This is a genomic window from Novosphingobium subterraneum, assembly GCF_000807925.1.
Lineage (GTDB): Bacteria > Pseudomonadota > Alphaproteobacteria > Sphingomonadales > Sphingomonadaceae > Novosphingobium > Novosphingobium subterraneum.
On record NZ_JRVC01000007.1, the window covers coordinates 189,113 to 215,000 of the forward strand.

Annotated in this window: 27 protein-coding genes and 1 riboswitch (1 of these 28 only partly in view); of the genes, 8 read left to right on the forward strand and 19 right to left on the reverse strand. The window is 64.7% G+C overall.

What is annotated here, in order from left to right; translation table 11 throughout:
* Positions 1-146 precede the first annotated feature (146 nt).
* The 6 genes from ftsE to NJ75_RS09225 are packed head-to-tail and all read left to right on the forward strand — an operon-like array spanning position 147 to position 4,910.
* The gene (ftsE, locus tag NJ75_RS09200) at positions 147-896 is read left to right on the forward strand and encodes a cell division ATP-binding protein FtsE (protein ID WP_039333651.1); all 750 of its coding nucleotides are present in this window, start codon (positions 147-149) and stop codon (positions 894-896) included.
* Entirely contained in the window at positions 893-1,828 is a 936-nt protein-coding gene (locus NJ75_RS09205; protein ID WP_039333653.1) for a cell division protein FtsX, read from the forward strand. The genes ftsE and NJ75_RS09205 overlap by 4 nt, the downstream gene beginning before the upstream one ends.
* Positions 1,825-2,385 carry a YdcF family protein gene (locus NJ75_RS09210; protein ID WP_369821036.1) on the forward strand — a complete coding sequence of 187 codons (561 nt, stop codon included), beginning with the start codon at positions 1,825-1,827 and terminating at the stop codon, positions 2,383-2,385. Before NJ75_RS09205 ends, NJ75_RS09210 begins: the two co-directional genes overlap by 4 nt.
* On the forward strand, positions 2,382-3,080 hold the full coding sequence (locus NJ75_RS09215; protein ID WP_413783124.1) for a lysophospholipid acyltransferase family protein: 699 nt from the start codon (positions 2,382-2,384) through the stop codon (positions 3,078-3,080). Before NJ75_RS09210 ends, NJ75_RS09215 begins: the two co-directional genes overlap by 4 nt.
* Complete coding sequence (locus tag NJ75_RS09220; RefSeq protein ID WP_039333655.1) at positions 3,077-4,345, forward strand: NRAMP family divalent metal transporter; 1,269 nt, start codon at positions 3,077-3,079, stop codon at positions 4,343-4,345. Before NJ75_RS09215 ends, NJ75_RS09220 begins: the two co-directional genes overlap by 4 nt.
* A gap of 16 nt (positions 4,346-4,361) precedes the next feature.
* The gene (locus NJ75_RS09225) at positions 4,362-4,910 is read left to right on the forward strand and encodes a hypothetical protein (RefSeq protein ID WP_156484052.1); all 549 of its coding nucleotides are present in this window, start codon (positions 4,362-4,364) and stop codon (positions 4,908-4,910) included.
* A 3-nt stretch (positions 4,911-4,913) separates the two neighbouring features.
* Here NJ75_RS09225 and NJ75_RS09230 read toward each other — a convergent pair whose 3' ends face one another.
* From NJ75_RS09230 to NJ75_RS09300, 15 genes are all read right to left on the reverse strand, one after another.
* Positions 4,914-5,852 carry a prephenate/arogenate dehydrogenase family protein gene (locus tag NJ75_RS09230; protein WP_156135749.1) on the reverse strand — a complete coding sequence of 313 codons (939 nt, stop codon included), beginning with the start codon at positions 5,850-5,852 and terminating at the stop codon, positions 4,914-4,916.
* A complete protein-coding gene (gene hisC / locus NJ75_RS09235; RefSeq protein ID WP_039333661.1) occupies positions 5,849-6,964 on the reverse strand; it encodes a histidinol-phosphate transaminase in 1,116 nt (371 codons plus the stop codon). The genes NJ75_RS09230 and hisC overlap by 4 nt, the downstream gene beginning before the upstream one ends.
* Before the next feature lie 191 nt (positions 6,965-7,155).
* Positions 7,156-8,478, reverse strand: coding sequence for an ammonium transporter (locus NJ75_RS09240; protein WP_039333662.1), 1,323 nt, complete (start codon positions 8,476-8,478; stop codon positions 7,156-7,158).
* Positions 8,479-8,513: 35 nt separating this feature from the next.
* Positions 8,514-8,852, reverse strand: a complete 339-nt coding sequence (locus NJ75_RS09245; protein WP_039333663.1) for a P-II family nitrogen regulator — start codon at positions 8,850-8,852, stop codon at positions 8,514-8,516.
* A gap of 210 nt (positions 8,853-9,062) precedes the next feature.
* Positions 9,063-9,776 carry an endonuclease/exonuclease/phosphatase family protein gene (locus NJ75_RS09250; RefSeq protein ID WP_039333664.1) on the reverse strand — a complete coding sequence of 238 codons (714 nt, stop codon included), beginning with the start codon at positions 9,774-9,776 and terminating at the stop codon, positions 9,063-9,065.
* Between the two features lie 7 nt (positions 9,777-9,783).
* Entirely contained in the window at positions 9,784-10,341 is a 558-nt protein-coding gene (locus NJ75_RS09255; protein WP_039333665.1) for a pyridoxamine 5'-phosphate oxidase family protein, read from the reverse strand.
* Positions 10,341-11,213 carry an alpha/beta fold hydrolase gene (locus NJ75_RS09260; protein ID WP_039333667.1) on the reverse strand — a complete coding sequence of 291 codons (873 nt, stop codon included), beginning with the start codon at positions 11,211-11,213 and terminating at the stop codon, positions 10,341-10,343. Before NJ75_RS09260 ends, NJ75_RS09255 begins: the two co-directional genes overlap by 1 nt.
* 59 nt (positions 11,214-11,272) lie before the next feature.
* Entirely contained in the window at positions 11,273-12,793 is a 1,521-nt protein-coding gene (locus NJ75_RS09265) for a peptide chain release factor 3 (protein ID WP_039333669.1), read from the reverse strand.
* 11 nt (positions 12,794-12,804) lie between these two features.
* Positions 12,805-13,689 (reverse strand): aldose 1-epimerase family protein, encoded by an 885-nt coding sequence (locus tag NJ75_RS09270; RefSeq protein WP_039333671.1) that lies wholly within the window; start codon positions 13,687-13,689, stop codon positions 12,805-12,807.
* The gene (pheT, locus tag NJ75_RS09275; RefSeq protein ID WP_039333673.1) at positions 13,686-16,076 is read right to left on the reverse strand and encodes a phenylalanine--tRNA ligase subunit beta; all 2,391 of its coding nucleotides are present in this window, start codon (positions 16,074-16,076) and stop codon (positions 13,686-13,688) included. Before pheT ends, NJ75_RS09270 begins: the two co-directional genes overlap by 4 nt.
* On the reverse strand, positions 16,073-17,173 hold the full coding sequence (gene pheS / locus NJ75_RS09280) for a phenylalanine--tRNA ligase subunit alpha (RefSeq protein WP_039333674.1): 1,101 nt from the start codon (positions 17,171-17,173) through the stop codon (positions 16,073-16,075). Before pheS ends, pheT begins: the two co-directional genes overlap by 4 nt.
* 44 nt (positions 17,174-17,217) lie before the next feature.
* Positions 17,218-18,096 (reverse strand): helix-turn-helix domain-containing protein, encoded by an 879-nt coding sequence (locus NJ75_RS09285; RefSeq protein WP_230487710.1) that lies wholly within the window; start codon positions 18,094-18,096, stop codon positions 17,218-17,220.
* 132 nt (positions 18,097-18,228) lie between these two features.
* Entirely contained in the window at positions 18,229-18,591 is a 363-nt protein-coding gene (rplT, locus tag NJ75_RS09290; RefSeq protein WP_039333676.1) for a 50S ribosomal protein L20, read from the reverse strand.
* A 13-nt stretch (positions 18,592-18,604) separates the two neighbouring features.
* The gene (gene rpmI, locus NJ75_RS09295) at positions 18,605-18,808 is read right to left on the reverse strand and encodes a 50S ribosomal protein L35 (protein ID WP_039333769.1); all 204 of its coding nucleotides are present in this window, start codon (positions 18,806-18,808) and stop codon (positions 18,605-18,607) included.
* 205 nt (positions 18,809-19,013) lie between these two features.
* Positions 19,014-19,919 (reverse strand): homoserine O-succinyltransferase, encoded by a 906-nt coding sequence (locus tag NJ75_RS09300; RefSeq protein WP_039333678.1) that lies wholly within the window; start codon positions 19,917-19,919, stop codon positions 19,014-19,016.
* Positions 19,920-19,967: 48 nt separating this feature from the next.
* Positions 19,968-20,087, reverse strand: a riboswitch (SAM-I-IV-variant riboswitch).
* A gap of 129 nt (positions 20,088-20,216) precedes the next feature.
* Here NJ75_RS09300 and NJ75_RS09305 point away from each other — a divergent pair.
* Complete coding sequence (locus NJ75_RS09305) at positions 20,217-20,393, forward strand: (2Fe-2S)-binding protein (RefSeq protein WP_039333680.1); 177 nt, start codon at positions 20,217-20,219, stop codon at positions 20,391-20,393.
* Between the two features lie 107 nt (positions 20,394-20,500).
* A complete protein-coding gene (bfr, locus tag NJ75_RS09310; RefSeq protein ID WP_039333682.1) occupies positions 20,501-20,980 on the forward strand; it encodes a bacterioferritin in 480 nt (159 codons plus the stop codon).
* Between the two features lie 23 nt (positions 20,981-21,003).
* On the opposite strand, the gene atm1 is transcribed toward bfr, so the two are convergent.
* From atm1 to NJ75_RS09330, 4 genes are all read right to left on the reverse strand, one after another.
* A complete protein-coding gene (atm1, locus tag NJ75_RS09315) occupies positions 21,004-22,830 on the reverse strand; it encodes a heavy metal ABC transporter ATP-binding protein/permease Atm1 (protein WP_039333771.1) in 1,827 nt (608 codons plus the stop codon).
* An 86-nt stretch (positions 22,831-22,916) separates the two neighbouring features.
* Positions 22,917-23,879, reverse strand: a complete 963-nt coding sequence (locus tag NJ75_RS09320) for an aspartyl protease family protein (protein WP_236727104.1) — start codon at positions 23,877-23,879, stop codon at positions 22,917-22,919.
* A gap of 52 nt (positions 23,880-23,931) precedes the next feature.
* Positions 23,932-25,455: an oligosaccharide flippase family protein gene (locus tag NJ75_RS09325; protein ID WP_039333684.1), complete on the reverse strand. Its 1,524-nt coding sequence runs from the start codon at positions 25,453-25,455 to the stop codon at positions 23,932-23,934.
* Between the two features lie 2 nt (positions 25,456-25,457).
* Positions 25,458-25,888 carry the final stretch of a glycosyltransferase gene (locus tag NJ75_RS09330; RefSeq protein ID WP_236727105.1) on the reverse strand. The gene runs 625 nt beyond the window's last position, so the window shows 431 of its 1,056 coding nt (coding positions 626-1,056); the start codon falls outside the window, past its right edge; it ends in the stop codon at positions 25,458-25,460.

Genomic DNA, 25,888 nt, shown 5'->3' on the forward strand with positions numbered 1-25,888 from the left:
GTCGGGTTAAGCATGGCCGTGCCGTGGGAAACAATAGCCACACCACCCAAGAAACGCATCCCCGGCCTTTTTTCCACATGGATTGCCGCGTATAGCCCTTGGGGCGTAACGATCGGCGCAGAACAAACGGGTACAGTCTCCACCTCATGAGCCAGCCAGACGACGCGGAGATTGTCCATTTCGACAACGTCGGCCTGCGCTACGGCACGGGCAAGGAGGTGCTGACCGATGTCAGCTTCACGTTGTATTCCGGGCGCTTCTACTTCCTCACCGGTGCATCGGGCGCGGGCAAGACGAGCATGCTCAAGCTGCTTTACCTTGCCCAGCGCCCTTCGCGCGGGTTGATCCGCATGTTCGGCACCGATGCCATCACCCTGCCGCGAGAACGCCTGCCCGGTTTCCGTCGCCGCCTCGGCGTCGTGTTCCAGGACTTCCGCCTCGTCCCGCACCTGTCTGCGTTCGACAACGTGGCACTGCCCCTGCGCGTGGCCGGCGTGCCCGAGCGGGACATCGTCAAGCCCGTTTCCGACATGCTCGAATGGGTAGGCCTCGGCGATCGCAGCAATGCCCGCCCCGCTACGCTTTCTGGTGGTGAACAACAGCGCGTCGCCATTGCCCGCGCGGTGATCGGACGCCCCGACATGCTTGTGGCTGACGAGCCGACCGGTAACGTCGATCCCGAGATGGCGGTCAAGCTGCTGCGCCTGTTCGAGGCATTGAACCGCCTCGGCACGACCGTGGTCGTCGCCACCCACGACGTGCACCTTATCCAGAAGGTTCCGGAATCGCTGATCATGCGGCTGGACAAGGGCCGCCTGTCCGATCCCACCGGCGCCCTGCGCTATCCGCCGCGCCGCGCCGCCGTTCCGCCGCGCCCGGACGTGCTCGGCGCATGAGCGTACTTCCCGCCATCACCAGCGCCCTGGGTGGCGACTGGCGCGAACGCACCAGCGCGGAAAGCCGACTGCTGCCTCAGGGCAAGCTCTCCGGCCCGATGCCCTGGGTCATCGCGATCATGATCGGCCTGACTGTCGTTGCCACCGCCAGCGGCCTCGCCTTGCGCAACACGGCCCGGGCGGCGAGGGCCGATGTCGCCGGTGGCGTCACCGTCCAGATCGTCCACGGCGCCCCACGTGAGCGAGACCGTCAGGCCCGGGCTGCCCTGGCTGTCCTGAAGGCGACGCCGGGCATTGCCGAAGCGCGCCTCGTCCCCCAGCAGGAGCTGGACGCGCTGGTGGAGCCCTGGCTCGGCACCAGCGCGGGCGACGATGTCAACGCCCTGCCGGTGCCCGCGCTGATCGATGTCCGCCTCGCCGGAAGTGCCGATCCCGCGCGGGTCAAGGCCTTGGGGCAGGCCGTCCGGCGCAAGGCACCGGCGGCTCGCATCGATGCGCAGGCCAGCTGGCTCGCTCCGGTGTTCGAGGCGGTCCATGCGCTGCAGTGGCTCGCTGGCGGCCTGATCGCGCTGCTCGCCTTCGCTACCGTCGCCACGGTGCTGCTGGCTTCGCGCAATGCGCTGGGCAACCACCGCAGTACCATCGAGATCGTCCACATGCTCGGCGGCACCGACAGCCAGATCGCTCGCATCTTCCAGCGCTCGATGGCAGTGGACGCAGCCGCGGGCGGCATCGGCGGCCTGCTGCTTGGCGTAGTCGTGACAGGGCTTCTCGGCCGCCAGTTTGCCGCGCTTGGTTCGGGCATGATGGCCGCCGGTGGCCTTGCCTGGAGCGACTGGATCGCAATCTGCTGCATTCCCCTGGCCGGCGTCCTGCTCGCCGTCCTCACCGCGCGCCTGACCGTGCTGAGCGCCTTGAGGCGCATGCTGTGACCAAGCGGGGCATCTTTCGCCGTCTGTTTGCGCTCCTGCTGATCGCCTGGGCGCTCGGCTTTATCTGGTTTGCGGTCTTCCTGCCGCGTCCGGTGGTTGAACCGGTCCGCACCGACGGAGTCGTCGCGCTCACTGGCGGGGGAGGGCGCATCCCTCACGCGCTCAAGGTGCTGGAACGCGGTCGCGCCAGCAAGCTGCTTGTCTCGGGCGTGGACCGTGAAGTGCGCCCGCGCGAGTTCGCCGCCGAATACAAGGTGCCCGATCGCCTGATGCTGTGCTGCATCGTGTTGGGCTACGATGCGGTCGACACGCGGTCGAACGCGGTCGAGGTCACGCGCTGGGTCAAGGAAAACAAGCTGCGCTCCGTCCGTCTTGTCACGACGGACTGGCACATGCGCCGCGCCGCGTTCGACCTTTCGGCCGAGGCGCCGACCCATCTCATCATCGTCGAAGATGCCGTTGTGTCGAAGCCCAGCTTCCGCATCCTTTTCATCGAATACAACAAGTACGTTGCGCGCCTCGTCGTCTGGCTCGGAGCGAAAGCGATCGGTTGGTGATCTTGCGCAATCTGCTATCCATTCCCCGCAGCCTGCTATTTTACGCCGCGTTCTATGGCGGCTCGGTGTTCTTCGTGCTGGGCTCCCTGGCGCTGATGGCGCTCTGGCGAGATGGCTTTCGCGCGGTGGTGCGCGGCTGGGGTGGCTGGCACCGGCTCTGCGCGCGCGTCCTGCTCGGCATTCGCGTCGAACTGGAAAACCCGGTGTTCAAGCCCGGCGTGCTCTATGCCATCCGCCACGAAGCCTTTTTCGAGGCGATCGACCTGCCGTGGCTGTTCCGCCTGCCGGTGGTCTTCGCCAAGGCGGAACTCATGAGCATACCCGGTTGGGGGCTCGCCGGCCGGAACTACGGCCTGATCTCGGTCGAGCGCGAGGCAGGCGCGCGCGCCCTGCGTACGATGCTGACCGAGGCTCGCCGCCTGATCGCCGAGGGCCGCCCTCTGATCATCTTCCCTGAAGGCACCCGTGTCCCGCATGGGCAACGCCGCGCCCTTCAGGCAGGCTTCGCGGGGATCTACAAGCTGCTTGGCCTGCCGGTCATCCCGGTCGCGGTCGACAGCGGTCCGCTGTATCATCGCACGTGGAAGCAGCCGGGTATCATCCGCTATCGCTTTGCCGAGGAAATCCCGCCCGGACTCAAGCGCGAGGAGATCGAGGCGCGCGTCGAGGCCGCGATCAACGCGCTCAACGCATGAGCGAAACTGCACCGAGCGAGGAGGAGCAGCGCTCGCTTGTCGAAGTGCTTGGCCCCGGCCTGATTACCGGCGCCGCTGACGACGATCCATCGGGTATCGGCACCTACAGCCAGGTCGGCGCGCAGTTCGGTTATTCGCTGGCCTGGTCGATGATCCTGGCCTTGCCCCTGCTCGTCTCGATCCAGGCGATCTGCGCGCGGATCGGCGCGACGACGGGGCGCGGCATCGCCCACAACCTGCGCCGCCACTACCATCCCGCGCTGCTGCGCACGATGGTTGCGCTGCTGCTTGTCGCCAACGTCATCAACCTCGGCGCAGACCTTGGCGCGATGGGGGCGGTGCTGGCTCTGCTGATACCGGGGCCGGAACACCTGTTCGTGCTGTTGTTCGGCGTTGCGAGCGTGCTGGCTGAAGTTTTCGTCTCCTATGAACGCTACGCCCGCATCCTTAAATGGACGACGCTCTCGCTGTTCTCCTACATCGCCGTGGTACTGGTCGCCGATGTCGATTGGAGCGCGGCCCTGCGCGGCCTGACAGTGCCCAGCTTTGCGCTTGATCGCGATCACACCATGGCGCTCGTTGCCATCTTCGGCACCACGATCAGCCCGTACCTGTTCTTCTGGCAGGCGGGTCAGGAAGTGGAGGAACGCCACCGTCGCCACGCCAAGCCGCTGTGCATCACCCCGCGTGAGGCAGGCCCCGAACTGCGCCGCATCCGCAACGACACGCTGACCGGCATGGCGTTCTCCAACGTGACCGCGCTGTCCATCGTCATGGCCACCGCCGCCACGCTTCATGCGAGTGGCTTGACCGAGATCCAGTCTGCGCAACAGGCTGCCGCGGCCCTGCGTCCCATTGCCGGTGATTTCGCCTTCGCGCTGTTCGCGCTCGGCATCATCGGCACCGGACTGCTCGCCGTGCCGGTCCTGGCCGGATCCGCCGCCTATGCGGTGAGCGAAACCTTCCGCTGGACCGAAGGGCTTGATCGTCGCCCGCGCGAGGCCAAGGCCTTCTACGCCGCCATCGCGCTCGCAACGCTGGGCGGCGTTGCCCTGAATCTCATCGACCTCGACCCGATGCGCGCCCTCTACTGGGCAGCGGTCGTCAATGGCCTGCTCGCCCCGCCACTGATGGTCGTGACGATGATGATCGCCCGCAACCCGCGCATCATGGGCCGCCTCGCCATCTCGCGCCGTCTTGCCGTGGGCGGCTGGCTCTCCACCGTCGCGATGTGGGCAGTGGCGCTGCTATTTCTGCTCGGCTGAGGTTCCACTTATGCGCTTGTCGATTGCTTCAATCCTCAAAACCCAAGTAGCCCGCCTGCTTGTGGCCGTGCCGGCACTCATCGTCTTCGGTCAGGGAGAACTCAAGGCATACACGCCACCGCCCGTCCCGCCGACAGCAGAGCAAATCGAAGCAGTTCGCGCCCTGATAGCCCAACTCGCGCCGTGGGATGCAGATATGAACCCAGAGATGCGCACTGCCGTCGCAAATTGGCTCCGCGAACAACACAGCGATGCCACGCCCAACCAACGGGCGGCCTTTATGCTGAAAGTGGCGGAGCGATACCGCAAGGCGATGCGGTCACCCGACGATGCAACGCTTCAGGAGCTCGCCATTCCTTACCGTTATATCGAAGAACGCTCAGTCCACAGCCTGATGGCGTTTCTCGACGCGCCGGACGGTTACAGCTTTAGAAATCGCTTCGAAGATTTGCCCATCCGTCACGAGGGAGCGGCACGGAGGGTTTTGCCACAATTGACGGAGATTTTTGCCGAAGCGGTTGAAGGTGCAGCACGGCTTGAGGAGGTCAACAAGAAGAAGCGCTGACCATCAGCCTGCACTCTCCTTCGCCCCATTATGATCGCTGCGCCCGAAGTCGGGCCGCGCATCGTCCTGGCCCATTTCGATGATGCCGCGGCGGATCGCGCGGGTGCGGGTGAAGTGGTCGAACAGCACGTCGCCATCGCCCTTGCGGATCGCCTTCTGCAACTCGGTCAGGTCCTCGGTGAAGCGCTGCAGCATTTCGAGAACCGCGTCCTTGTTCGAAAGGAACACGTCGCGCCACATCGTCGGGTCCGAGGCGGCAATGCGGGTGAAGTCGCGGAAGCCGCCGGCGGAGTACTTGATCACCTCGCTCTGCGTGACCTGCTCGAGGTCCGATGCAGTACCGACGATGGTGTAGGCGATCAGGTGGGGCAGGTGGCTGGTCACGGCCAGCACCTTGTCATGATGTGCGGCGTCCATCGTCTCGACCCGCGCGCCCAGCGCCTCCCAGAACGCCACCAGCCGCGCTGACAGCGCCGGGTCTGCGTCCGCAGGTGGGGTGACGATGCACCAGCGGTTGCGGAACAGCGTGGCAAAGCCCGCGTCCGGCCCGCTGCGCTCGGTCCCTGCCACCGGGTGCGCCGGGATCACGTGATGGCCCGGCAGAGCCTCGGCCAGAGCCGCGGCCACCGTCTCCTTCGATGAGCCTACATCGCTGACGAGCGCGTCCTTTGACAGTCCCGGCGCAATCGCTCGCGCCGCGGCGTCCATCGCGCCCACGGGTACGCAGAAGATCACCAGATCCGAACCTTGCGCCGCTGTCTCGGCGCTTTCGGCAATCCGGTGTGCCAGCCCAAGTTCCGCCGCCTGCGCGCGCACGCCGGCATCGGCATCCCATCCGACAACCGTCGTGCCGGGCAGGAACGCCTGCACCGCATGGCCGATCGACCCGCCGAGCAGACCCAGCCCGACGATCGTGACCTGTCGGAAGGGCGTGTCGCTCACTTCGCGCTCTCGCACATGGCGCGGATGGCATCGGCAATCTCGTCCATCTGCACCCTCGTGCCGATGGTGATGCGCAAGGCCTGCGGCAGGCCTTGGCCCGGTAGCCAGCGCGTGATGTAGCCGTGGTCCATCAGGCCCAGATAGACGTCCTCGGCGCTGACCTTGCCCTCGAACAGGATCAGCACGAAGTTCGCCTTGCTCGGCAGCGGCCGCACGCCATGGTTGCCCAGCGCTTCCAGCTTCTCGACAAAGCGCGCGCGTTCGGCGTTGTTGTGCTCGCGCGAGGCGATGACAAAGGCCTGGTCCTGCACCGCCGCCAGCCCCGCCGCCTGCGCCGTGTTTGAGACATTGAACGGCCCGCGAATACGGTTGAGCATGTCGACGATGTCGGCATGCCCGGTGCCCCAGCCGATGCGCTCTCCGGCAAGGCCATAGATCTTCGAGAAGGTGTGCGTCACCAGCACGTTAGATGCCCGCGCGGCGAGTTCCAGCGCGCCATCGTCATCCGCCGGATCAAGATACTCGGCATAGGCTCCGTCCAGCACCAGGAGCACATCGCTGCGCAGCCCTGCATGGAGCCGCTCGATTTCGGCGCGCGGCAGCCAGCTGCCGGTGGGATTGTTGGGATTGGCAAGGAACACCACCCGCGTCTTGTCCGTCACGCAGGCGAGCAGTGCATCGACGTCCGTGCCGTAATCGGCATCCGGCGCCACCACCGGCACTGCGCCACAGCGCCGCGCGGCAATGTCGTAGACCGAGAAGCCGTAGCGCACGTAGAGCACCTCATCGCCCGGCCCGGCATAGGCCTGCGCGGCAAGGTTGAGCAGCTCGTCGGAGCCGGTGCCCATCACGATCCGCGCGGGATCGATGCCGTGAACTTCGCCGATGGCCTTGCGCAGTTCCGTGCTGTCCGGATCCGGATAGGTCGCCGGATGGGCAGCCATCCCCCGCGCCTCGAGCGCAGCCGCGCTGGTGCCCAGCGGATTCTCGTTGGCGGAAAGCTTGGTCAGCTTCTGCCCGTCCTTGCCGGTCGACTTGCCGGGGACGTAGGCGTGAATGCCGAGAATCCAGTCTTTCGGCCGAGGAGCGGGAGGAGTCGTTGCGTTTGCCATAACGCCCCGCGCCTTACGGTCTGCCGGGGTTCCGGGCAAGCGAACCGCCGATCGCGAACAAAAAAAGGGCCGGAAGCGGGCTAGCGCTTCCGGCCTTAGTCTGTTCGCAGGAGGAACAAGGTTTGGCGGGGAGGGAGATGAGAGGGAGAGGATCTGGCTCTCCAACCCCGCCAATTCGGGAATTCAGGTAATCAGTAGTTGTAAGCGCGCTCGCCGTGCTCACCGAGGTCGAGGCCTTCGCGTTCGACTTCTTCGGTGACCCGCAGCCCGGTGACAGCCTTCGAGACATACATGGCGATGACGGTGGCAACTGCAGCCCAGCCGATGGTGGTGACGACTGCCATGATCTGCACGACCAGCTTGGCACCCATGTCGTAGTCTTCCGCGCCAGGTCCGCCGAGCGACGGAGCGTAGACGATCGCGGTGCCGATGGCGCCGACGATCCCGCCCACGCCGTGGATGCCGAAGGCGTCCAGGGCGTCGTCATAGCCGAGCTTCGGCTTGACCACGGTGACCATGTAGAAGCAGACGATCGAGGCGATGGCACCCAGGACGATCGCGCCGAACGGGCCCGAGTTACCGGCAGCCGGGGTCACCGCGACGAGGCCGGCGATGATGCCCGAGCAGAAGCCCAGCGCCGAACCCTTGTGGCCGGCTGCACGCTCGGCGAGCATCCAGAACAGACCGGCAGAAGCGGTGGCGACGAAGGTGTTGATCATGGCAAGAGCGGCCGAACCGTTGGCTTCGAGAGCCGAACCGGCGTTGAAGCCGAACCAGCCCACCCACAGCAGACCGGTGCCGATGCTGGTCATGGTCAGCGAGTGCGGCGCCATGATTTCCTTCTGGAAACCGATACGCTTGCCGAGGATGAGGCAGGCCACCAGAGCCGAGACACCGGCGTTGATGTGCACGACCGTACCACCGGCGAAGTCCAGTGCGCCCATGTCGAAGAACAGGCCGCCCGCTGCCCACACCATGTGCGCAATCGGGAAATAGGAGATCGTCAGCCAGACGGCGGCGAACACCATGATCGCCGAGAACTTCATGCGTTCGACCACCGAACCCAGCACCAGCGCCACGGTGATCGCGGCAAAGGTCATCTGGAAGCAGATGAACACGTATTCCGGAATTTCCACGCCGGCAGTGAAGGTCGCAGCCTGGCTCGAGGCGTCGACGCCCGAGAGGAAGAACTTGCCCCAGCTGATGAAGGCATTGCCTTCGGGGCCGAAAGCGAGGCCGTAGCCGAACATCACCCACATCAGCATCGCGAGACACGCGACGGCGCCGATCTGGGTCATCGTCGCGATCATGTTCTTGGTGCGGGTCAGGCCGCCGTAGAACAGCGCGAGGCCGGGAAGGATCATCATCAGGACGAGAATGGTCGAGACCATCATCCAGGCGGTATCCCCCTTGTCGACGGTGGCGGCAGGGGCCGCCTCCTGTGCGAAAGCGGCAGTGGCAGCGAAGAGCGAAGCGCCCGTTCCCGCCAAGCCACCGATCATCTTGCGGATCATGTTGGTTCCCCTAAGGTCGGAAATGGAAGGCGCGCTCAAAGCGCGGTATCCCCGGTTTCACCGGTGCGAATGCGCGTGGCCGATGCGAGGTCGAGGACGAAGATCTTGCCGTCGCCGATTGCTTCGGTGCTGGCAGCCTGCTGGATCGTTTCCACGATCTGCGGCGCAAGATCGTCGCTCGCAGCAACCTCGATCTTCACCTTCGGCAGCATGTTGGTCGAGTATTCGGCGCCACGGTAGATTTCGGTCTGGCCCTTCTGCCGACCAAAGCCCTTCACCTCCGACACCGTCATCCCAGCAACGCCCAGCCCGGACAGTGCTTCACGCACTTCGTCGAGCTTGAACGGCTTGATGATGGCGATGATGAATTTCATTCATGCCCCCTTCTGTTGCCCTCAACGCCGGGCGACCTGCCGGCGAGAAGTATTAAGCAAGGGGCGTGCCAAATCCGAATTTCTACGGATTCAGCCTTTCACGGGAACAAAAATGGCCACGTGGTGGTTATGCGCGCTCGATTCTTGTGCAGCCAAACCGGCGTGCCCAATTTTTAGGCAGGGTCCGGTGCACGAATTCGGAGCACCAATTCAGGGCAGGACCAGTTCGGCCCAGACCGGCAGGTGGTCCGATCCCACCGCGGCAAGCGGACTGTGGTGCACACCCAGGCCCTCCACCCGGAGCCCATCACTCACCACGATCCGGTCAAGCTGCGCCACGGGCCGGCGCGAAGGAAAGCTCCGTCCCGGCGCAAGGACCTTCAGCGGCGCGGCGAACGCTCCCAGTGCGCCGCCTGAAGGCGACCATTCGTTGAGATCGCCCATCATCACGACATGGCCGGGTTCGGCGTGCCCGGCGACATGCCCGCACACCGTCTCCACCTGCTGGCGGCGGCGCAGGCCGGAAAGATCGAGATGCATGCCCACCACGCGCACCAGCGCGCCGCCCATGCGCAAGGTGGCACAGACCGCCCCGCGCGGCTCGATTGTCGGCAATGGCACGGCGCAGGCTTCCGCCACTTCGATCTCGCGCCGCACCAGCAGCGCATTGCCGTGCCAGCCCATGCTCGCTCCGGTCCGCGCCCGATCGTAATGCCCCGGCTCCACGGCACGCCACGGGCTGTGGTCGTCAAGCGTGGCGCGGGGAATCACCGCCTCGCGCAAGCCGAAGCGGCGGTCCGCTTCCTGCAGGGCAATCACGTCGGCATCGATCTCGCGCAGGATTGTCATGATCCGGTCGGGATCACGCTGCCGGTCAAGCCCGACGGCCTTGTGGATGTTGTAGCTGGCGACCTTGAGTTTCAAACCGACGTCAGGCCCCTGAAATATAGCGGTCGGTCGGCGTCACGGGCAGTCCGTCGATGCTGCTGGTGCGCGCCGCCATCTTTGCTTCCCAGGCCGCAGGATCGGATTGCGCGTGGTACTTCACCAGCGTTTGCCGCTCCTGCTCGAGTGTCATCAGCGGCACGCCCCAGCCACAGCTTGTCTGCACGCTGTCCACCGCGATGTCGAAGATCTGGCGTGTGCCTGCCAGAACCGTGAAATGCGCTGCCAGTTCCTGCCATGCGGGATCGGCAGGAAGCACCGGCTTGCCATGGCCATACAACCGAAGGATCAGCGCAGGCTGCTGGAAATTGGTCATCATGATCGTGATGCGGCCATCGGCCATCAGATGCGCGTGCGTCTCGTTGCCCGATCCGGCAAGGTCAAGATAGGCCACGCGATTTGGTCCAAGCACCCGGAAGCAGTCATAACCCTTGGGCGAAAGGTTGATCCGCCCTTCCGCTGCGGCCGTGGCCACGAAGAACACCGACTGCTGCCCGATCATCGCCTCGTGCTCGGGCAGGATGCAGTCAGTGAACTTTGCCATCAGAGGAAGTCTTTCAGCGTCGCGATGAACTTGTCGAACTGGTCGTGGTGCAGCCAGTGCCCGGCGTTCTCGAACTCGATCACCTCGGCATTGCGGAAGTGCTCGATCATCCCGTTCTCGACCGGATTGCCGGCCCAGGAATCCGCGCCGTTCAGCAGCAGGGTCGGACAGGTGATGGCCTTCCACAGCTCGTTGCGCTGCTCGATGGTGATATCATAGGGCGCGCCATCGACGTTGAGATGCGGATCGAACTTCCAGCTGAACGTGCCGTCTTCGTTGCGGTTGATGCCGTGGCGGGTCAGGTGTCGCGCCTGCTCGTCGGTCAGGTAGGGGTTCTCGCCCTTCATGCGCGCATAGGCGTCCTCGAGCGTCGGATAGCGGCGCGGCAGGCGCCCGGCGGCCTTGCGCTTCTCGCCGATGAAATCCCGGACGCGCCGTGCGAAGGGCACGTTCTTCATCATCGCCTCGCGCTCGGGCGTCGGGAACAGCCCTTCGATGGCCACGATCTTGCGCACGTTTTCCGGAAACAGCCCGGCATAGCGCAGGCTGGTGTTCGCGCCCCACGAATGCGAGACAATCGTCACCGGGGCGAGGTCGAGCTGGTGGATCAGCTGGGCCACGTCATAGACGAGGTCCATCGTGCGATAGTTGCCGTCCTCGGTCCACTGGCTGTCACCGTGGCCGCGGTGGTCCATGGCGATGATGTGCCAGTCCTCGCGCAGGGCCTCGGCGGTCCAGTCCCACGACCGGCAATGGTCGCGCCCGCCATGGACCAGCAGCAGCGGCGGCTTGTCCGTGTTGCCCCAGTCCACATAGTGGAGGCGCAGGCGCTGAGAGATGAAGGTGTTCGAACTGGGACCGAGTAACTGCATGGGCCGAGTAACTGCGCCGGATAGGCCGCGGTTTCAACCCCCGGATGCCGCTGGGCCCGCTACCTTTCCTTCGTTGCCGAGAAGGTCAGCTCAGGGTTGCGCTCCTGCTGGTAGCCCACATCCCATGACGATCGCGCCATGAAAACGGGGTCGCCATCGCGATCCTTGGCAAGGTTCGATGCATTGAAATCGGCAAAGGACTTGAGCGCCGCGTCGCTGCCCTTGAGCCAGCGTGCGGTATCGAACGGCGAAGGTTCGAGCACCGCCTCGACCTTGTATTCCGCCTCGAGGCGCGAAACCAGCACGTCGAGCTGGAGCTGGCCGACCACGCCGACGATCCACTGGCTGCCTATCTCCGGATAGAATACCTGGATCACGCCTTCTTCGGAAAGGTCGTCCAGCGCCTTGCGCAGCTGCTTGGTCTTGGTCGGGTCCTTCAGCACCACGCGGCGCAGGATTTCCGGCGCGAAGTTCGGCAGCCCCGTAAAGCGCAGGTCGTTCCTTTCCGAAAGCGTATCGCCCACGCGCAGGGTTCCGTGGTTCGGGATGCCGATGATGTCGCCCGCCTCGGCGGTGTCGGCAATCTCGCGGTCCTGCGCGAAGAACAGGATCGGCGAATGCACGGCGATCGGCTTGCCCAGGCCCGAAGGCGTCAGCTTCATGCCCCGCCTGAACGTGCCCGAGACCATGCGCATGAATGCGATACGGTCGCGGTGCTGCGGGTCCATGTTGGCCTGCACCTTGAAGATGAACCCGGTCACGTCGGGCCGCTCCGGTTCCACCGTGCCTTCGCTCGACTTCTGCGGGCGCGGCGGCGGAGCATAGCGGGCAATCGCATCGATCAGCTCGGCAACGCCGAAGTTCTTCAGCGCCGATCCGAAATAGACCGGCGTCAGGTCGCCATGGCGATAGGCTTCGAGATCGAACTCGGGGTAGCCGGCGCGGGCCAGTTCGATTTCCTCGGCAATGTCCTCGGGTATGTCGACCGCGGGTTCGCGCTTGCTCAGGAATTCGCGGCTGTCACCTTCGGGACGGGCGATGGTTTCGTCGGCGAAGTTCATCACGCCCTGAAAGATCCCGCCCATGCCGATCGGCCAGGACATCGGCACGACGTCGAGCGCCAGCGCATCGGCGACTTCGTCCAGCGTCTCGAACACCGAACGGCCTTCGCGGTCGACCTTGTTGACGAAGGTGATGATCGGCACCGAGCGCATGCGGCAGACTTCGAACAGCTTGCGCGTCTGCGGCTCGATACCCTTGGCCGCGTCAATCACCATGATCGCCGAATCGACCGCAGTCAGCGTGCGGTAGGTGTCCTCGGAAAAGTCCTCGTGGCCCGGCGTATCGAGCAGGTTGAAGACAACGCCGTCCTTCTGGAACGTCATCACCGACGACGTCACCGAAATTCCCCGCTGCTGCTCGATCTTCATCCAGTCCGACCGCGCGCGGCGGGCGGCCCCGCGTGCCTTGACCTCGCCGGCAAGGTGGATCGCGCCGCCCTGAAGCAGCAGCTTCTCGGTCAGCGTGGTCTTGCCCGCGTCAGGGTGCGAAATGATGGCGAAGGTGCGGCGATTGGACATGGGGAGCGCGGTTAGCGCGGGTTTACGGTCACGTCCATGCGGAAGCTGCGCGTCGCGCCGGGATCGAGCAGGACGACGCCGGGCTTCTCGCGGAAATCGCCGGTGAAGCCTGCGGGGTCGGCGTAACCCTGCCACGGCTCGATGCAGATGTAGCGCGCGCCCGGAACCTGCCAGACGCCCATCGACGTCGTGTCGGGGAAATGGAGGTCGAGAGTGGTCCCGCCATCGGTGCCATAGGTGAGCGACTTGCTCTCGAACACGTCCCAGATCAGCGCATCGTTGCGGAACAGGTCTTCGTGCAGCCGCAGCTCGCGAGAGTTCGCAGGACTCGGCACGGAGTTGGGGGAGAGTTCGCCAGAGTTGGGGGTGAGTTGCCGTAGAGTTGGACTTTCCGCCCTTTCGAAGACAAGCTTATGATCTTCTTTGGGAAAACTCCCCGGAAGCGGCCACGCGAAGGCCGGATGGAAGCCGAAGCTGAAGGGCAGCGCTTCCGCGTTGGGATTGAACACGCTGACCTCGGTGTGCAGCGTCATGCCCTCGATGCGGTAGGCCACTTCGAGCACGAAGCCGAACGGATAGACCTCGCGCGTCGCCGGCGAATCCGTCAGGCGGAAGCGTGCCTCGGCCCCTTCGGCATGGACCGGGGCGAAGGCACTGCGGCGCGCAAAGCCATGTTTCGGCATGGAAAATTTGCGACCATCAAGGCGCAAGGTGTCACCCGACAGCGCCCCGACGATCGGAAACAGGAAGGGCGCGTGACCCGACCAGAAGGCCGGGTCCGCATCGGTCATGTATTCCGCCCCCGCAGCATCGGTCAGCGACCAAAGCTCTGCGCCCAAAGGATTTATTTGCGCAGTCAGCTCCTCGCTGGCGATGGTGACGAGATCGTCACTCATCCGCGCAGGACACCGCCGAGCTTGGCGGCAGCCGCCACTACCTTGTCCGAAATCGCCTTGAGCGTCGCCTCATCGAATGACTTCTCGACCGGCTGGAGCGTCACTTCGATGGCAAGGCTCTTCTGGCCCTCTGGCACGCCAGTCCCGCGGAAGTCATCGAAAATCCGTGCCGAAACAATGGCCTGCTTGTCCGCACCCTTGACAGCACGGAGCAGATCGCCCGCAGGGACCGAGGCCGCGACAAGGAAGGCAAAGTCGCGCGTCACCGCCTGCAGTGCAGGTGGCGCAAAGTGCGGGCGGGCGAACTGGCCTGGGCCCTTGCGCGGCGGGATGCGGTCGAGGAACAGCTCGACCACCGCCACGGGACCATCGAGATCGAAGGCCTTGGCGGTTGCCGGATGCAGCATGCCGAAGCGCGCCAGCACCTGCTTTGGACCGAGGCGCAGGGTGGCCGACTGGCCGGGGTGGAACTGATCGCCAGCCTCGCCCATGACCTGCAGGTTGTCGACCGGAGCGCCCGCTTCTGCAAGCAGCGCCAGCGCTTCGGCCTTGGCGTCGAATGCGTCGAACGGCCTGGCCTTGCCAGTCGCCCAGCCGCGCGAGACGGATTCGCCTGCCAGAACAACGGCTAGGCTCAGCTTTTCGTCGCTCGCGCCATTGGCGCCGCGCAAGTAGCGGCGGCCGATCTCGAACAGGCGCACCGAGGTGGCGCCACGGTGGAGATTGCGCTGGGCGGCCGAGAGCAGGCCGGGCAGCAGCGAGGGGCGCATGACCTTGAGGTCTTCGGAGATCGGGTTGGCCAGCGCCCAGGTTTCCTCGCCATCGGCAAAGTGCGCGGCTTCCTTCTCGGGCAGGAACGACCACGTCACCGCTTCATGCAGGCCACGCGAGGCAGCCGCTCTGCGGACCCGGCGCTCAAGCGTCTGCACCGCAGTTGCGGTCGGCTTGGCCACACCATCTGCGCGCGGCAGCGGCGTGGAAGGCACGGCATCCAGCCCGTGGACGCGGATCACTTCCTCGACGATGTCGGGTGCGCCGTCCACGTCCGGGCGCCAGGTCGGCACGGTGACGGTCCAGTCTTCGGCCACGTCGAAGCCGAGCGCGGCAAGGATGCGCTTCTGTTCGCCATTGCCGACGTCGATGCCGCCAAGGCTCCCGGCCAGCTTCGGATCATAGGCCTCGGTCTTGCGCGCCAGCGGCGGCTGCCCTGCGCGCACGACTTCGCTCGCTTCGCCACCGCAGATCTCGAGGATCAGACTGGTCAGCAGGTCAAGCCCGGTATCGAGGAACGCCGGATCGACGCCACGTTCGAACCGCCCGCGCGCGTCGGAAGCTAGCGCCAGCGCCTGCCCGGTGCGGGCGATGGAAGCCGGATCGAAGTACGCAACTTCGAGCAGGACGTCGGTCGTCCCGTCCGAGCAGCCCGAATCTTCGCCACCCATGATCCCGGCGATGTCATGCACGCCAACATCGTCGGCAATCACCGTCATCCACGGCTGCAGCGCATATTCCTTGCCATTGAGCGCGAGGCAGGTCTCGCCTTCGCGCGCCTTGCGGGCCACGACCGCGCCCGAAAGCTTCGCCATGTCATAGGCGTGAGCCGGGCGGCCATAACCGAGCATGACGTAATTGGTAATGTCCACCAGCGCCGAGATCGGACGCTGGCCCGCGCTCTTCAGGTAGTCCTGCAGCCACTTCGGGCTCGGCCCATTCTTTACGCCACGAATCACGCGGCCGTAGAAGGCGGGGCAACCTTCAGGATCGTCGGTGCGCACTTCGACCGGGCAGGGGAAGCTGCCAGCAACCGGCTTGGCTTCGATCGGCTTGAGCACGCCCAAGCCCGCCGCAGCGAGATCGCGGGCGATGCCGTGAACGCCCATGCAGTCCGGACGGTTGGGCGTGATCGCCACGTCGAACACCGGGTCCGATCCGAGGTAATCGGCAAAGGTCGTGCCGAGCGGCGCGTCTTCGGGCAGTTCGATGATGCCGTCATGCTCTTCGCCAAGGCCAAGCTCGCGCGTCGAGCACATCATGCCGTTGGATTCGACGCCGCGGATGGCGGACTTACGAAGTTCCATGCCATTGGCCGGGACCACTGCGCCGGGCAGGCCGAGCACGCCGACAAGGCCTGCACGCGCATTGGGCGCGCCACAGACAACCTGCAGGGGCGAACCATCACCAAGATCGACGGAGAGCACCTGCAGCTTGTCAGCCTGCGGGTGCTTCTCCGCCGTCAGCACGCGGGCGACGCGGAAGCTCTTGAGCGCCGCCGAGGCATCTTCGACGCCTTCGATCTCCAGGCCCAGCGAGGTCAGCTTTTCGGCGATGGTGCGGGCGTCGGCCTTGGTATCGAGGACCGACTTCAACCACGAAAGCGAGAACTTCACGAACGTACTCCAACACCGCCGGAAAGGGTCGGCACATCGAGCGCGCCGAAGCCGTAGTGGCCAAGCCACCGCACATCGCCATCGAAGAAGGCGCGCAGGTCATCCATGCCGTACTTGAGCATGGCGAGGCGATCGACGCCGGTGCCGAAGGCGAAGCCCTGCCATTCATCGGGATCGAGCCCGCCGAATTCGATGACCTTGCGGTTGACCATGCCGGAGCCCAGCACTTCCATCCAGCCACCGTTCTCCGCATCGCCGCTGCCGCCAACGACGCGCTTGCCATTGATGAGGGTGTAGCCGACGTCCACTTCGACCGAAGGCTCGGTGAAGGGGAAGTAGCTCGGGCGCAGGCGCAGGACGATGTCGTCACGCTCGAAGAAGGCCTTGAGGAAGGTCTCCAGCGTCCACTTGAGATGGCCGAGGTGAATGCCCTTGTCGATCACCAGACCTTCGATCTGGTGGAACATCGGCGTGTGCGTGGCGTCCGAGTCCGAGCGATAGACGCGGCCCGGCGCGATGATGCGGATCGGCGCGCCTTGCGCGATCATCGAGCGAATCTGCACCGGCGAGGTATGCGTGCGCAGCAGCATCGAACGGCCTTCGGCATCCTTGTCGGGGAAATAGAAGGTATCGTGCATCGCGCGCGCCGGATGGGTCTCGGGCATGTTGAGCGCGGTGAAGTTGTGCCAGTCGTCCTCGATCTCCGGCCCGCTGGCCGCGGCAAAGCCCATGTCGGCGAAGATCTCGGCCAGTTCGTCCATGACCTGCGAAACCGGGTGGACCGAACCCCTGGGCGCTTGCGGCGCGGGAAGGGAAAGGTCGACAGTCTCGGCAGCCAGACGCGCTTCGAGCGCGGCGCTTTCCAGCGCGTTCTTGCGGTCTGCGAGGGCCGCGGTCACCGCTTCGCGCGCGGCGTGGATCTTCGGGCCTTCGCTCTGCCGCTGGTCCGGCGTCATCCCGCCCAGCGACTTGAGCAGGGCACTGACCCAGCCCTGCTTGCCGAGCGCGGAGACGCGGATCGCCTCCACCGCTTCGGGCGTGCCTGCTTCCGCAATGGCCGCGAGCGTTGCGGCCTGCTGTTGATCGAGGTTTTCCATCGGCAAGCCGCTAGCCGCAAATGCGCCGGAATCAAAGTCTGGAGTTAAGATCGAGTGGGGGTGTGCAGGGCTTGAACCGCCGCGCCGACGAACTCCTTCCGTGCGCGCATGACTTCCTGCAGCACGGGCTTGGGGCAATGGGCATATTCGCTCGGGCTCATGCCCATGAAACGGTGGAAGTCCCGAACGAACTGGGCCTGATCATGGTAGTGACCATCGATCGCGCCGATCCACTTCAGCGACGGGTCCATCATGTATTGCACGAGGCTGCGCATGAAGCGCTGGCGACGCAGGAGGAGCCGGGGCGGGAAGCCGAAATGCTTGCGGCACAGGCGCTCCACGGTGTGGGTGGGCAACTGGGTCGCCTCGGCCATCTCGCTGACGGAAGCGATGTCCGGATCGACCAAGGCGGCGTGGCAGGCGACAATGCGTGGATCGTCTTCGACGTCGGCCGCCAGGTTCTGTTCGAAGAAGCGGGTGATGCGCGAAAGTTCGGCCTGCTCGTCCTTCTCCTTGCCGAAGACCGAGGCTGCGAGAGGACGGAAGGGGGCAAGGAAAGGCTCGCTGGCGACGTCATAGATATGATCGGCGTGCGCATTGGCGGGCTGGCGCACGAAGCGCGCCCAGCCCAGCGGCAAGAGGCCGATGCCCCAGATGCGCGTGGTGCCGGTGGTGAATTCCAGAGTGGTGCTCGTCGGCCCGGTGGCGTTGGCCTGGACGCCCGCGAACGGAGGCCGACCCGGCAATTGCGAATCCGGAAAGTCGCCCTGGTAGATGCGGATGTTTGCCCATTCAGGGTGGAGGTGATCGGTCACCCGGCCTTGGGGCACGTCGATCTCGGTCAGGTAAAATGTCGTGAAATAGCGCTGCAGCGGCTCTGGCGGCCGATGGAATCGAACCCGGACTGTGCAGTCCCCGGTCAAGCTGTGCGCGCCCCTGTTTACTTTAGTTATGTGTTGTTCATCCGCACCCTGCACTGCGCTTGCGCGAATCGCAACGAAAAAGGGCGGCTCCCGAAGGAACCGCCCTTTTGTTCAGCCTGCTTGCAACGCCGATCAGGCGGCGGGCAGGGCAGCCTTCGCCTGAGCGATGACGGCGGTGAAGATCGCACCTTCGTTCATCGCGAGGTCGGCCATGGTCTTGCGGTCGAGCTCGATCCCGGCAAGCTTGGTGCCATGGATGAACTGCGAGTAGGTCAGGCCTTCGGCGCGGACAGCAGCGTTGATGCGCTGGATCCACAGGGCGCGGAAGCTGCGCTTCTTGACCTTGCGGTCGCGGTATGCGTACTGGCCGGCCTTTTCGACGGCCTGACGGGCGACGCGGATGGTGTTCTTGCGACGGCCGCGATAGCCCTTCGCCTGATCCAGAATCCGCTTGTGCTTGGCTTTGGTGGTTACACCACGCTTGATACGGCTCATAGTTCAGCGCTCCTCAGTTCAGCCCGTAGGGCGCCCACTTCTTGATCACCTTCGCATCGGCGTCGGAGATCACGTCAGTGCCGCGGTTCTGGCGGATATACTTGGCGTTGTGGCTGATCAGGCGGTGGCGCTTGCCGGCAACGCCGTGCTTCACCTTGCCGGTGGCGGTGAGCTTGAAGCGCTTTTTCACGCCGCTCTTTGTCTTCATCTTGGGCATTTTCGTCTCCTGAGTTCGACGCGTCCGATCTGCCTTGGCAGCCCTTGTGGCCAGGCCGATCATCGAATCCGTGTCGGTTGAAGGTGGGGCCGTTAGGGGATGCGGCGCGGAAAGGCAAGTGTTGTGGAGTCTTTGCACGGTGCGCCCTGGCATCTGCCAAGGGCTGGCGGCACCGGCCCGCTCCCCCGCGAAACGGCACCACTTGTCATTTCCCGATATCTGCCAGATCGTATGGCGTCGTCTGGTACGTCTCGTTGACCCAGTTGCCGTAGAGCAGATGGCCGTGGCCGCGCCAGGTGTTGGCGGGCATGGCCTGGGGATCGTCACCGGGGAAATAGTGGCGGGGCAAGTACTTGCCTTCGTCCCGCGCATATTCGCCCGCCAGCGTCAGCGTATCGTACTCGAGATGGTTGAACATGTGCAACGTGTTGTGGGCCGGGTCATCGATCAGGCACAGGCCGGTTTCGGCGCTGTCGGCAAGGACCGAAAGGCCGCGACCTTCGGGCAGGTCCTCGCGGCGCACTTCGCTCCAGCGCGACACAGGCACGTCGAACACATCGGGCAGGCCGCGCATGAAGGGACTGGCGGGCGCGTGGTTGATGTGGCGGAACACGCCCGAGGCCTTGGTCGGCAAGGGGTGCTTCTCGATGCCATGGAAATGATGCAGCGCGGCCATCGCGCCCCAGCACACCGACAGCGTGCGGTGCACGTTGGTCTGTGACCAGTCGAAGATGCGGGCGAGCTCGTCCCAGTAGCTGACCTCTTCATAAGGAATCGTCTCGACCGGTGCGCCGGTGACGATCAGGCCATCGTACTTCTCGGCACGCACGTCCTCCCACGGACGGTAGAAGGCCGAGATGTGACCTGCCGAAGTGTTCTTGCTGACGTGGTCGGAAATGCGCACCAGCTCAAGCTCGACCTGCAGCGGAGTTGCGCCCAGAAGGCGGGCGATCTGGGTCTCGGTGGTGATCTTGTCGGGCATCAGGTTGAGCAGGGCGATCCGCATCGGGCGGATGTCCTGGCGCGCGGCCTCGGTCTCGCTCATCACGATCACGCCCTCGGCCTCGAGTGTGCGGCGGGCAGGGAGATTGTCGGCAATCCTGATCGGCACGTGTAACGTCTTCCTCAAACCTGAGGGAGAAGACGCTCTTCACGGTGTCCGTGTCCGTTTGGTTGCCGGATCGGCCACATCCCCTTTCTGCTTGGGGCAGATCGGGTACCACCTTGCCCGGATCGGCAGGTTGGCGTTGGAGCGTCACTCCAACTCTCGATGTAGGACGACAGATAGAACCGCCTTGAAAGCTTTGCAACGGGGCGAAGGTGCAGGATGTCACTTGCTATTGCGATCCAGTCGCATTATTAATGCGAGTCATTGGCAGGAAGCGTGCTGCCCTGGAGTTTCAGTGCAATGTTCATCTGCATCTGCAATGCCATCCGCGAGAAGGACATCCGCGCCACTGCCCGTTGCCACGCCGGCAATGCAGAGGAGATCTACGGCCGCATGGGCTTCAAGCCGCAGTGCCGGCAGTGCCTTGATGATGCCGAGGACGTGATCGCCGACGAGCGCGCCTGCGCGCTGGCATAAGTCCCACGTTGCAAAGTGTTGCAGGCACCCGGTGCGAGTCGTTCGCGCTTTATGCCGTCCATCCTGCAGCGTAACGTCGCTCTATCCATTGCATAGGAGCCAGCGCGATGAAGGGCGATGCCAAGGTCATCGAATATCTCAACAAGGCCCTGCTCAACGAGCTGACCGCGATCAACCAGTACTGGCTGCACTACCGCCTGCTCGCCAACTGGGGCGTCAAGAAGCTGGCCGAGTACGAGCGCCACGAATCGATCGACGAGATGAAGCACGCCGACATGCTGGCGGACCGCATCCTGTTCCTCGATGGCCTGCCCAACTTCCAGGCGCTCGGCCGCCTGCGCGTTGGCGAATCGGTCGAGGAGATCCTCAAGGCTGACCTTGCCTTGGAGATGGATGCCCTGCTGCTGCTCAGGGACGCCATCGCCCACTGTGAATCCGTGCGCGATTTCGTCAGCCGCGATCTTTTCGCCAAGATCCTCGAGAGCGAGGAAGAGCATGTCGACGTGATCGAGAAGCAGTTCGACATGATCGAGCGCATGGGCCTGGCCAACTACATCCAGCTCAACAGCGAAGCCGCCGAAAGCTGATCCTGGCGCTGCGAAGCGGCCTCCTACTCGGCCGCTTCGCTCACTTCCGCGCTTTCCGCCGCCTGACGCGCCCACATTTCGGCGTAGAGGCCATCGCGGCGCAGCAGGTCGGCGTGGTTGCCTTGTTCTGACAGGCGCCCCTGATCCAGCACGAGAATCGTGTCGGAATCGGCAATCGTCGACAACCGGTGGGCGATGGAGATCGTGGTGCGGTGGCTGGCGACGGCGCGCATGGTGGAGAGGATGTCCTGCTCCGTGCGGGTATCGAGCGCACTGGTCGCTTCATCGAACAGCAGGATTGGCGGGTTCTTCACAAGGGTGCGCGCGATGGCGACGCGCTGCTTTTCGCCGCCCGACAGCTTCAGGCCGCGTTCGCCGACTTCGGTGTCATAGCCTTGCGGCAATCGCGCGATGAAGTCTGCGATCGCCGCGCCCTTGGCGGCGGCCTCGACCTCGGCCATTCCTGCACCGTCACGACCATAGGCGATGTTATAGCCTATGGTGTCGTTGAACAGCACCGAGTCCTGCGGAACGATGCCCAGTGCGGCGCGCAAGGAAGCCTGCGTCACGCCTGCAATGTCCTGCCCGTCGATCAGGATACGCCCGGACCACGGGTCATAGAAGCGGAACAGCAGGCGCGCGATGGTCGACTTGCCCGCGCCTGATGGGCCGACGATGGCCACGCGGCTGCCCGCAGGCGCTTCGAACGACAGACCGTGCAGGATCTCGCGATCGCGGTCATAACCGAACACGACATTGTCGAACGTCACCGAGGGGCGGTTCACCACCAGCGCAGGCGCATCGGGGGCGTCTGCCACTTCGATATGCGTGTCGATCAGGCGGAACATTTCGGCCATGTCGATCAGGCCCTGCCGGATGGTGCGATAGACCATGCCGAGCATGTCGAGCGGGCGGAAGAGCTGGGTGAGGTACGTGTTGACGAAGACAAGGTCGCCGACCGTCAGCCGCCCTTGCGACCAACCATAGACCGTCCACGCCATTGCCCCTGCCATCAGCAGGTTGACGATCAGGGCCTGCGCGATGTTGAGCAGGCCAAGGCTGTTTTCGCTCTTCACCGCGGCATCGGCGTAGGCGCGCGCGGCGGAGGCGTATCGCGCTTCCTCGCGCGATTCGGCGCCGAAGTATTTCACCGTCTCGTAGTTCAGCAGCGAATCGACCGCGCGGGCCAGCGCCTGGCCATCGAGCCGGTTCATCTTCTCGCGCAGCGCCGTACGCCATTCGGTGATGGTGCGCGTGGCGTAGACATAGGCGATCACGGCAAGGATCGTCGCCGTGACCAGTCCCAGCCCGAAGTTCAGCCAGAAGATCACGATGACCGCCGTCAGCTCGATCACCGTCGGCGCAATGTTGAACAGCAGGAAATAGAGCATCGTGTCGATGCTCTTGGTCCCACGCTCGATCACCTTGGTTACCTCGCCGGTGCGGCGGGCGAGGTGGAAGCGCAGCGAAAGCTTGTGGAGGCGGGCGAAGACGTTTTCCGCCAGATGCCGCGTGGCGTCCTGGCCAACGCGCTCGAACACGATGTTGCGCAGGTTGTCGAACAACACCCCGGCAAAGCGACCGAGGGCATAGGCCAGGACGAACGCCAGTGCGACAGTCAGGGCAGGCTGAGCGCCTGCCGGAAGCGTCATTGCGTCGACAGCTTTCTTGTATGCGAATGGCAGCGCAAGTGTCGTCGCCTTGCCGAGCAGTACCATGACCACCGCGCCCATGACCCGGCGGCGCAGGATCGCATTGTCGGCAGGCCAGAGGTACGGGAGGAAGCGCTTGAGCGTGGCCCAGCCATCGTGGCGGGCGTCTTTGGGACTCGTCGGTGTATCAGGTGGCATGGGTTCCCACATAGGGAACGTGGACGGCTATGCCAGAGCTTTGAAAGTTTACAGCGGCAAAGGCGGCCTTGCAGGCAGACTGGCAATCAGAACCGGATGCTCCTGTGCGAGTCCGGCATTGCGGTCCCGGGCGGCAGGTCGAACAGCACGCGCCTTGTCGCGAAGTCGATCGCCACCCGCCTGAACATGCGCATCTGCGCCATACCCAGCAGGATTGCCGGGCGCTTGACCAGATCGAGCCGGTGGAACGCCGGGGAGTCGGCAAAGGCGAGGGGGGTATTGTGGATCTGCAACCCTTCGATCTCGATCGTCGAGGCCATGACAATATCCGCATTGAGCGCCTGGCCCGTCACCGAGAACAGTGTCGTCTGCTCGGTGCGGTTGCGGCGGGCCATGGCCTTGCGCAGCGCAAGGTTGCCGATCGAGCTGTCAGACCCGGTATCGAGCACGACGTCGGTGTGGACGCCATCGATGATCGCGTTGGTCATGATCAGCTGGCCCGAACGCCGCTTGGCCTTGACGACGATCTCGAAGCCTTTCGTGCCGCCCAGCGATGCGGCATCGCCAATGGCGATGCGATTGGCGCCGAAGTCTATCAGCACGCGCTGGTCCTGCAGGCTGTCGAGCCCGACGATGCCTTGCGCGCCGATATGCTCGGCTTCCAGCAGCGGCGCGGTCAGGGTATAATATGTCCGCTTGCCGAGGCTTATCTCCTCGACATCGACCAGTTCCACTTGGTGCGAGCCTGCCACGCCGACGACCACGCCATTGCCGGTCACAGGCAGGCCCAACCCTTGCGCCACCTGCCGTGAAAGGACCGTGCGCTCGGAGCCGGTGTCGATCAGGAAATCGTAGGGGCCGCTTTTCCCGATCAGGACCGGGACAGTCATGCGATCATGTCTGTCCCGTTGGAGCTGCACAAGCTCGTCAGCAGGTGATGGGAAGGGCTGGGTCGCCGGTTCGCTGGCGAACGCCGGCGGCACGATGCTGGCCAGCGCAAGCATGAAAAGCCTTCGCGAAAACACCGGCAAAGGGCGGCCCTGTGGCATGGCGACTTCTCCCATGCCTGATTTACGCCTGCATGGGCGCCTTGGCGAGTCCTTAGCGCGTGGCGGGGGACGAGCGACGAATGAGCGCCAGCAGTCCGCGAGCGATCTCGTGGATCTCGGCGTAAAGCGGATGGCCGAGCACTCGCAAGGAGGCGAGCCACAGCACGATCCCGAGCGCAACAGTCGATGCGGCCTGCACCAGCCCGAGTTCGGCGGGACCTTGCCCTATGAAGAACCCCAGCAATACCGGCAGGACTGCGGCCAGCGAGACCGCGGCACTACGCAACCAGCCCAGCAGGATGTCGCGGTAACGCAGCTCGAGTGTCGAAGCCAGCAAGGGCAGGTAGATCACGACCCATAGCCCGGCATGTATCACGCGCGAGGCGGCCACCCATTCCAGCCCCAGCGGCGCAGTCAATGCGATCAGCACCACGGACAGCACCGTCTCGATGACCATGCAGCGCATGAGCGGCTTCAGCCGTCCCATAAGCACCGGCAGGTCTGCATAGAGCGGCAGCGCGACGTAGCCGATCTGCGAGAGCGCAACCCAGGTGAGCAGGGGCGCCGCTGCCATCCAGCGCTCGCCGTAAAGCAGCCTGATCAGGGGCTCGCCGAGGACCGCGATGCCCGCCATGGCCGGCCAGGTTACCCCGGTATAGGCCGCCAGCACGCGCAGATAGGGTGGCCCCAAGGGTTCACCGCTATCGCGGATCCGGCGAAACGCGGGATAGAATACGCCGGTAACCGCACCCGCGATCAGCAGCCGCAACTGCAGGGCCAATCCCGATGCGCGCGCAAAGAGGCCGACAGCGGCGCTGTCGATCATGCGCCCGATGACCAGCTCCGGCGCGCGGGCAGAGAGTGAACTGCAGACCACTTGTACGGTGTTGGTGCCGCCCAGTGCCATGACGTCTGCCGCGCGCGCTATCTTTGGCGGCCACGGCAGCATGCCGCCCGAACGCCACTGACTGATGAGCAACCGCGCCGCCTGTTGTGCGAAGGCCCCCCAGGCGAGGGCAAGCGCGCCATGACCAAGGATCGCCAGGATCAATGCGGTCAAGGCGTTGGCCACCGCCGCTCCGACCTCGATCATCGTGTTCGAACGATAGTCCATGCGGCGCTGGCAGGTCGCCTGGGGGACGATCGCCAGCGGCACGAGCAGGTAGGATGCCGCGATGACCAGAGTGATCGGCAGCAATTGCGGATCGCCATAGAAGACAGCGATCGGCCAGGCACTGGCGAGAGCCAGAAGCGCTATCCCCCAGGCGAAGACCACCGAAATCGTGAAAGCGGACCGCAGTTTCTCTGCCGTGAGATCGCGCTCTCCATTGATATAACGCGTGACGCCGAAATCCTGCAGGAATGCGACCAGCGTGACCGCGGCAAAGGCGATCGAGAACCGGCCCAGCTGATCGGGCGTGATGTACCAGCGCGCGAGCACGATGCTGGCCACGAACTGCAGCGCAAAGGAGGCATATTGCGAGATCAGCGCCCAGACGGCTGCCGCGCGGACAGACATCATCGGTGCGCCAGTCCGGTCGGTTGTCTGGTCGGCGGGTGATTGCGGAGCGGCCATCGTCAAATACGCAGGAGCAGGGCTATTGCCAGTCGCATGGCGCGTAATGGCACGCCGAACAGGACAAGACGCATTACCGTGCGCCAAAGCTCTGGTCCGTTGCCCCCGTCGCGAACATGGCCGATCAGGAGGGGGAAACCTGCGCCGCGCATGGCATCGCGCGAATAAATGGCGCCCCGCGCAACCTTGTCCCGGATCTGGCGAGACAGGCCCGGAGTGTCGAATACTTGGTCCAGCGCCTCGACGGCGGGAAGCTGCTGCATGTGCTCTGTGGGATCCGGTCGGCCGAGCTGACGCTCGCGGTAGGCGAGTTGGGCAACGGCGGCCCCGTATTGCTGCGCGAACGCATGGCGGTTCGAAATCTGCCCAGCATAATGCCGATAGCTGAGCAGGCGTTCGGGAATGTTCGCCAGTTTCGTGACCGATGCCAGTC

Bases quoted from the DNA above. Each gene is read 5' to 3' on its own strand.
- NJ75_RS09260 (WP_039333667.1), bottom strand. From the start codon at position 11,213: ATGCAGTTACTCGGTCCCAGTTCGAACACCTTCATCTCTCAGCGCCTG.
- NJ75_RS09205 (WP_039333653.1), top strand. From the start codon at position 893: ATGAGCGTACTTCCCGCCATCACCAGCGCCCTGGGTGGCGACTGGCGC.
- NJ75_RS09270 (WP_039333671.1), bottom strand. From the start codon at position 13,689: ATGAGTGACGATCTCGTCACCATCGCCAGCGAGGAGCTGACTGCGCAA.
- NJ75_RS09320 (WP_236727104.1), bottom strand. From the start codon at position 23,879: ATGCCACAGGGCCGCCCTTTGCCGGTGTTTTCGCGAAGGCTTTTCATG.
- NJ75_RS09245 (WP_039333663.1), bottom strand. From the start codon at position 8,852: ATGAAATTCATCATCGCCATCATCAAGCCGTTCAAGCTCGACGAAGTG.
- ftsE (WP_039333651.1), top strand. From the start codon at position 147: ATGAGCCAGCCAGACGACGCGGAGATTGTCCATTTCGACAACGTCGGC.
- rplT (WP_039333676.1), bottom strand. From the start codon at position 18,591: ATGAGCCGTATCAAGCGTGGTGTAACCACCAAAGCCAAGCACAAGCGG.
- rpmI (WP_039333769.1), bottom strand. From the start codon at position 18,808: ATGCCCAAGATGAAGACAAAGAGCGGCGTGAAAAAGCGCTTCAAGCTC.
- NJ75_RS09325 (WP_039333684.1), bottom strand. From the start codon at position 25,455: ATGGCCGCTCCGCAATCACCCGCCGACCAGACAACCGACCGGACTGGC.
- atm1 (WP_039333771.1), bottom strand. From the start codon at position 22,830: ATGCCACCTGATACACCGACGAGTCCCAAAGACGCCCGCCACGATGGC.
- NJ75_RS09305 (WP_039333680.1), top strand. From the start codon at position 20,217: ATGTTCATCTGCATCTGCAATGCCATCCGCGAGAAGGACATCCGCGCC.
- pheS (WP_039333674.1), bottom strand. From the start codon at position 17,173: ATGGAAAACCTCGATCAACAGCAGGCCGCAACGCTCGCGGCCATTGCG.
- NJ75_RS09255 (WP_039333665.1), bottom strand. From the start codon at position 10,341: ATGGCAAAGTTCACTGACTGCATCCTGCCCGAGCACGAGGCGATGATC.
- NJ75_RS09220 (WP_039333655.1), top strand. From the start codon at position 3,077: ATGAGCGAAACTGCACCGAGCGAGGAGGAGCAGCGCTCGCTTGTCGAA.
- hisC (WP_039333661.1), bottom strand. From the start codon at position 6,964: ATGGCAAACGCAACGACTCCTCCCGCTCCTCGGCCGAAAGACTGGATT.
- bfr (WP_039333682.1), top strand. From the start codon at position 20,501: ATGAAGGGCGATGCCAAGGTCATCGAATATCTCAACAAGGCCCTGCTC.
- NJ75_RS09240 (WP_039333662.1), bottom strand. From the start codon at position 8,478: ATGATCCGCAAGATGATCGGTGGCTTGGCGGGAACGGGCGCTTCGCTC.
- NJ75_RS09265 (WP_039333669.1), bottom strand. From the start codon at position 12,793: ATGTCCAATCGCCGCACCTTCGCCATCATTTCGCACCCTGACGCGGGC.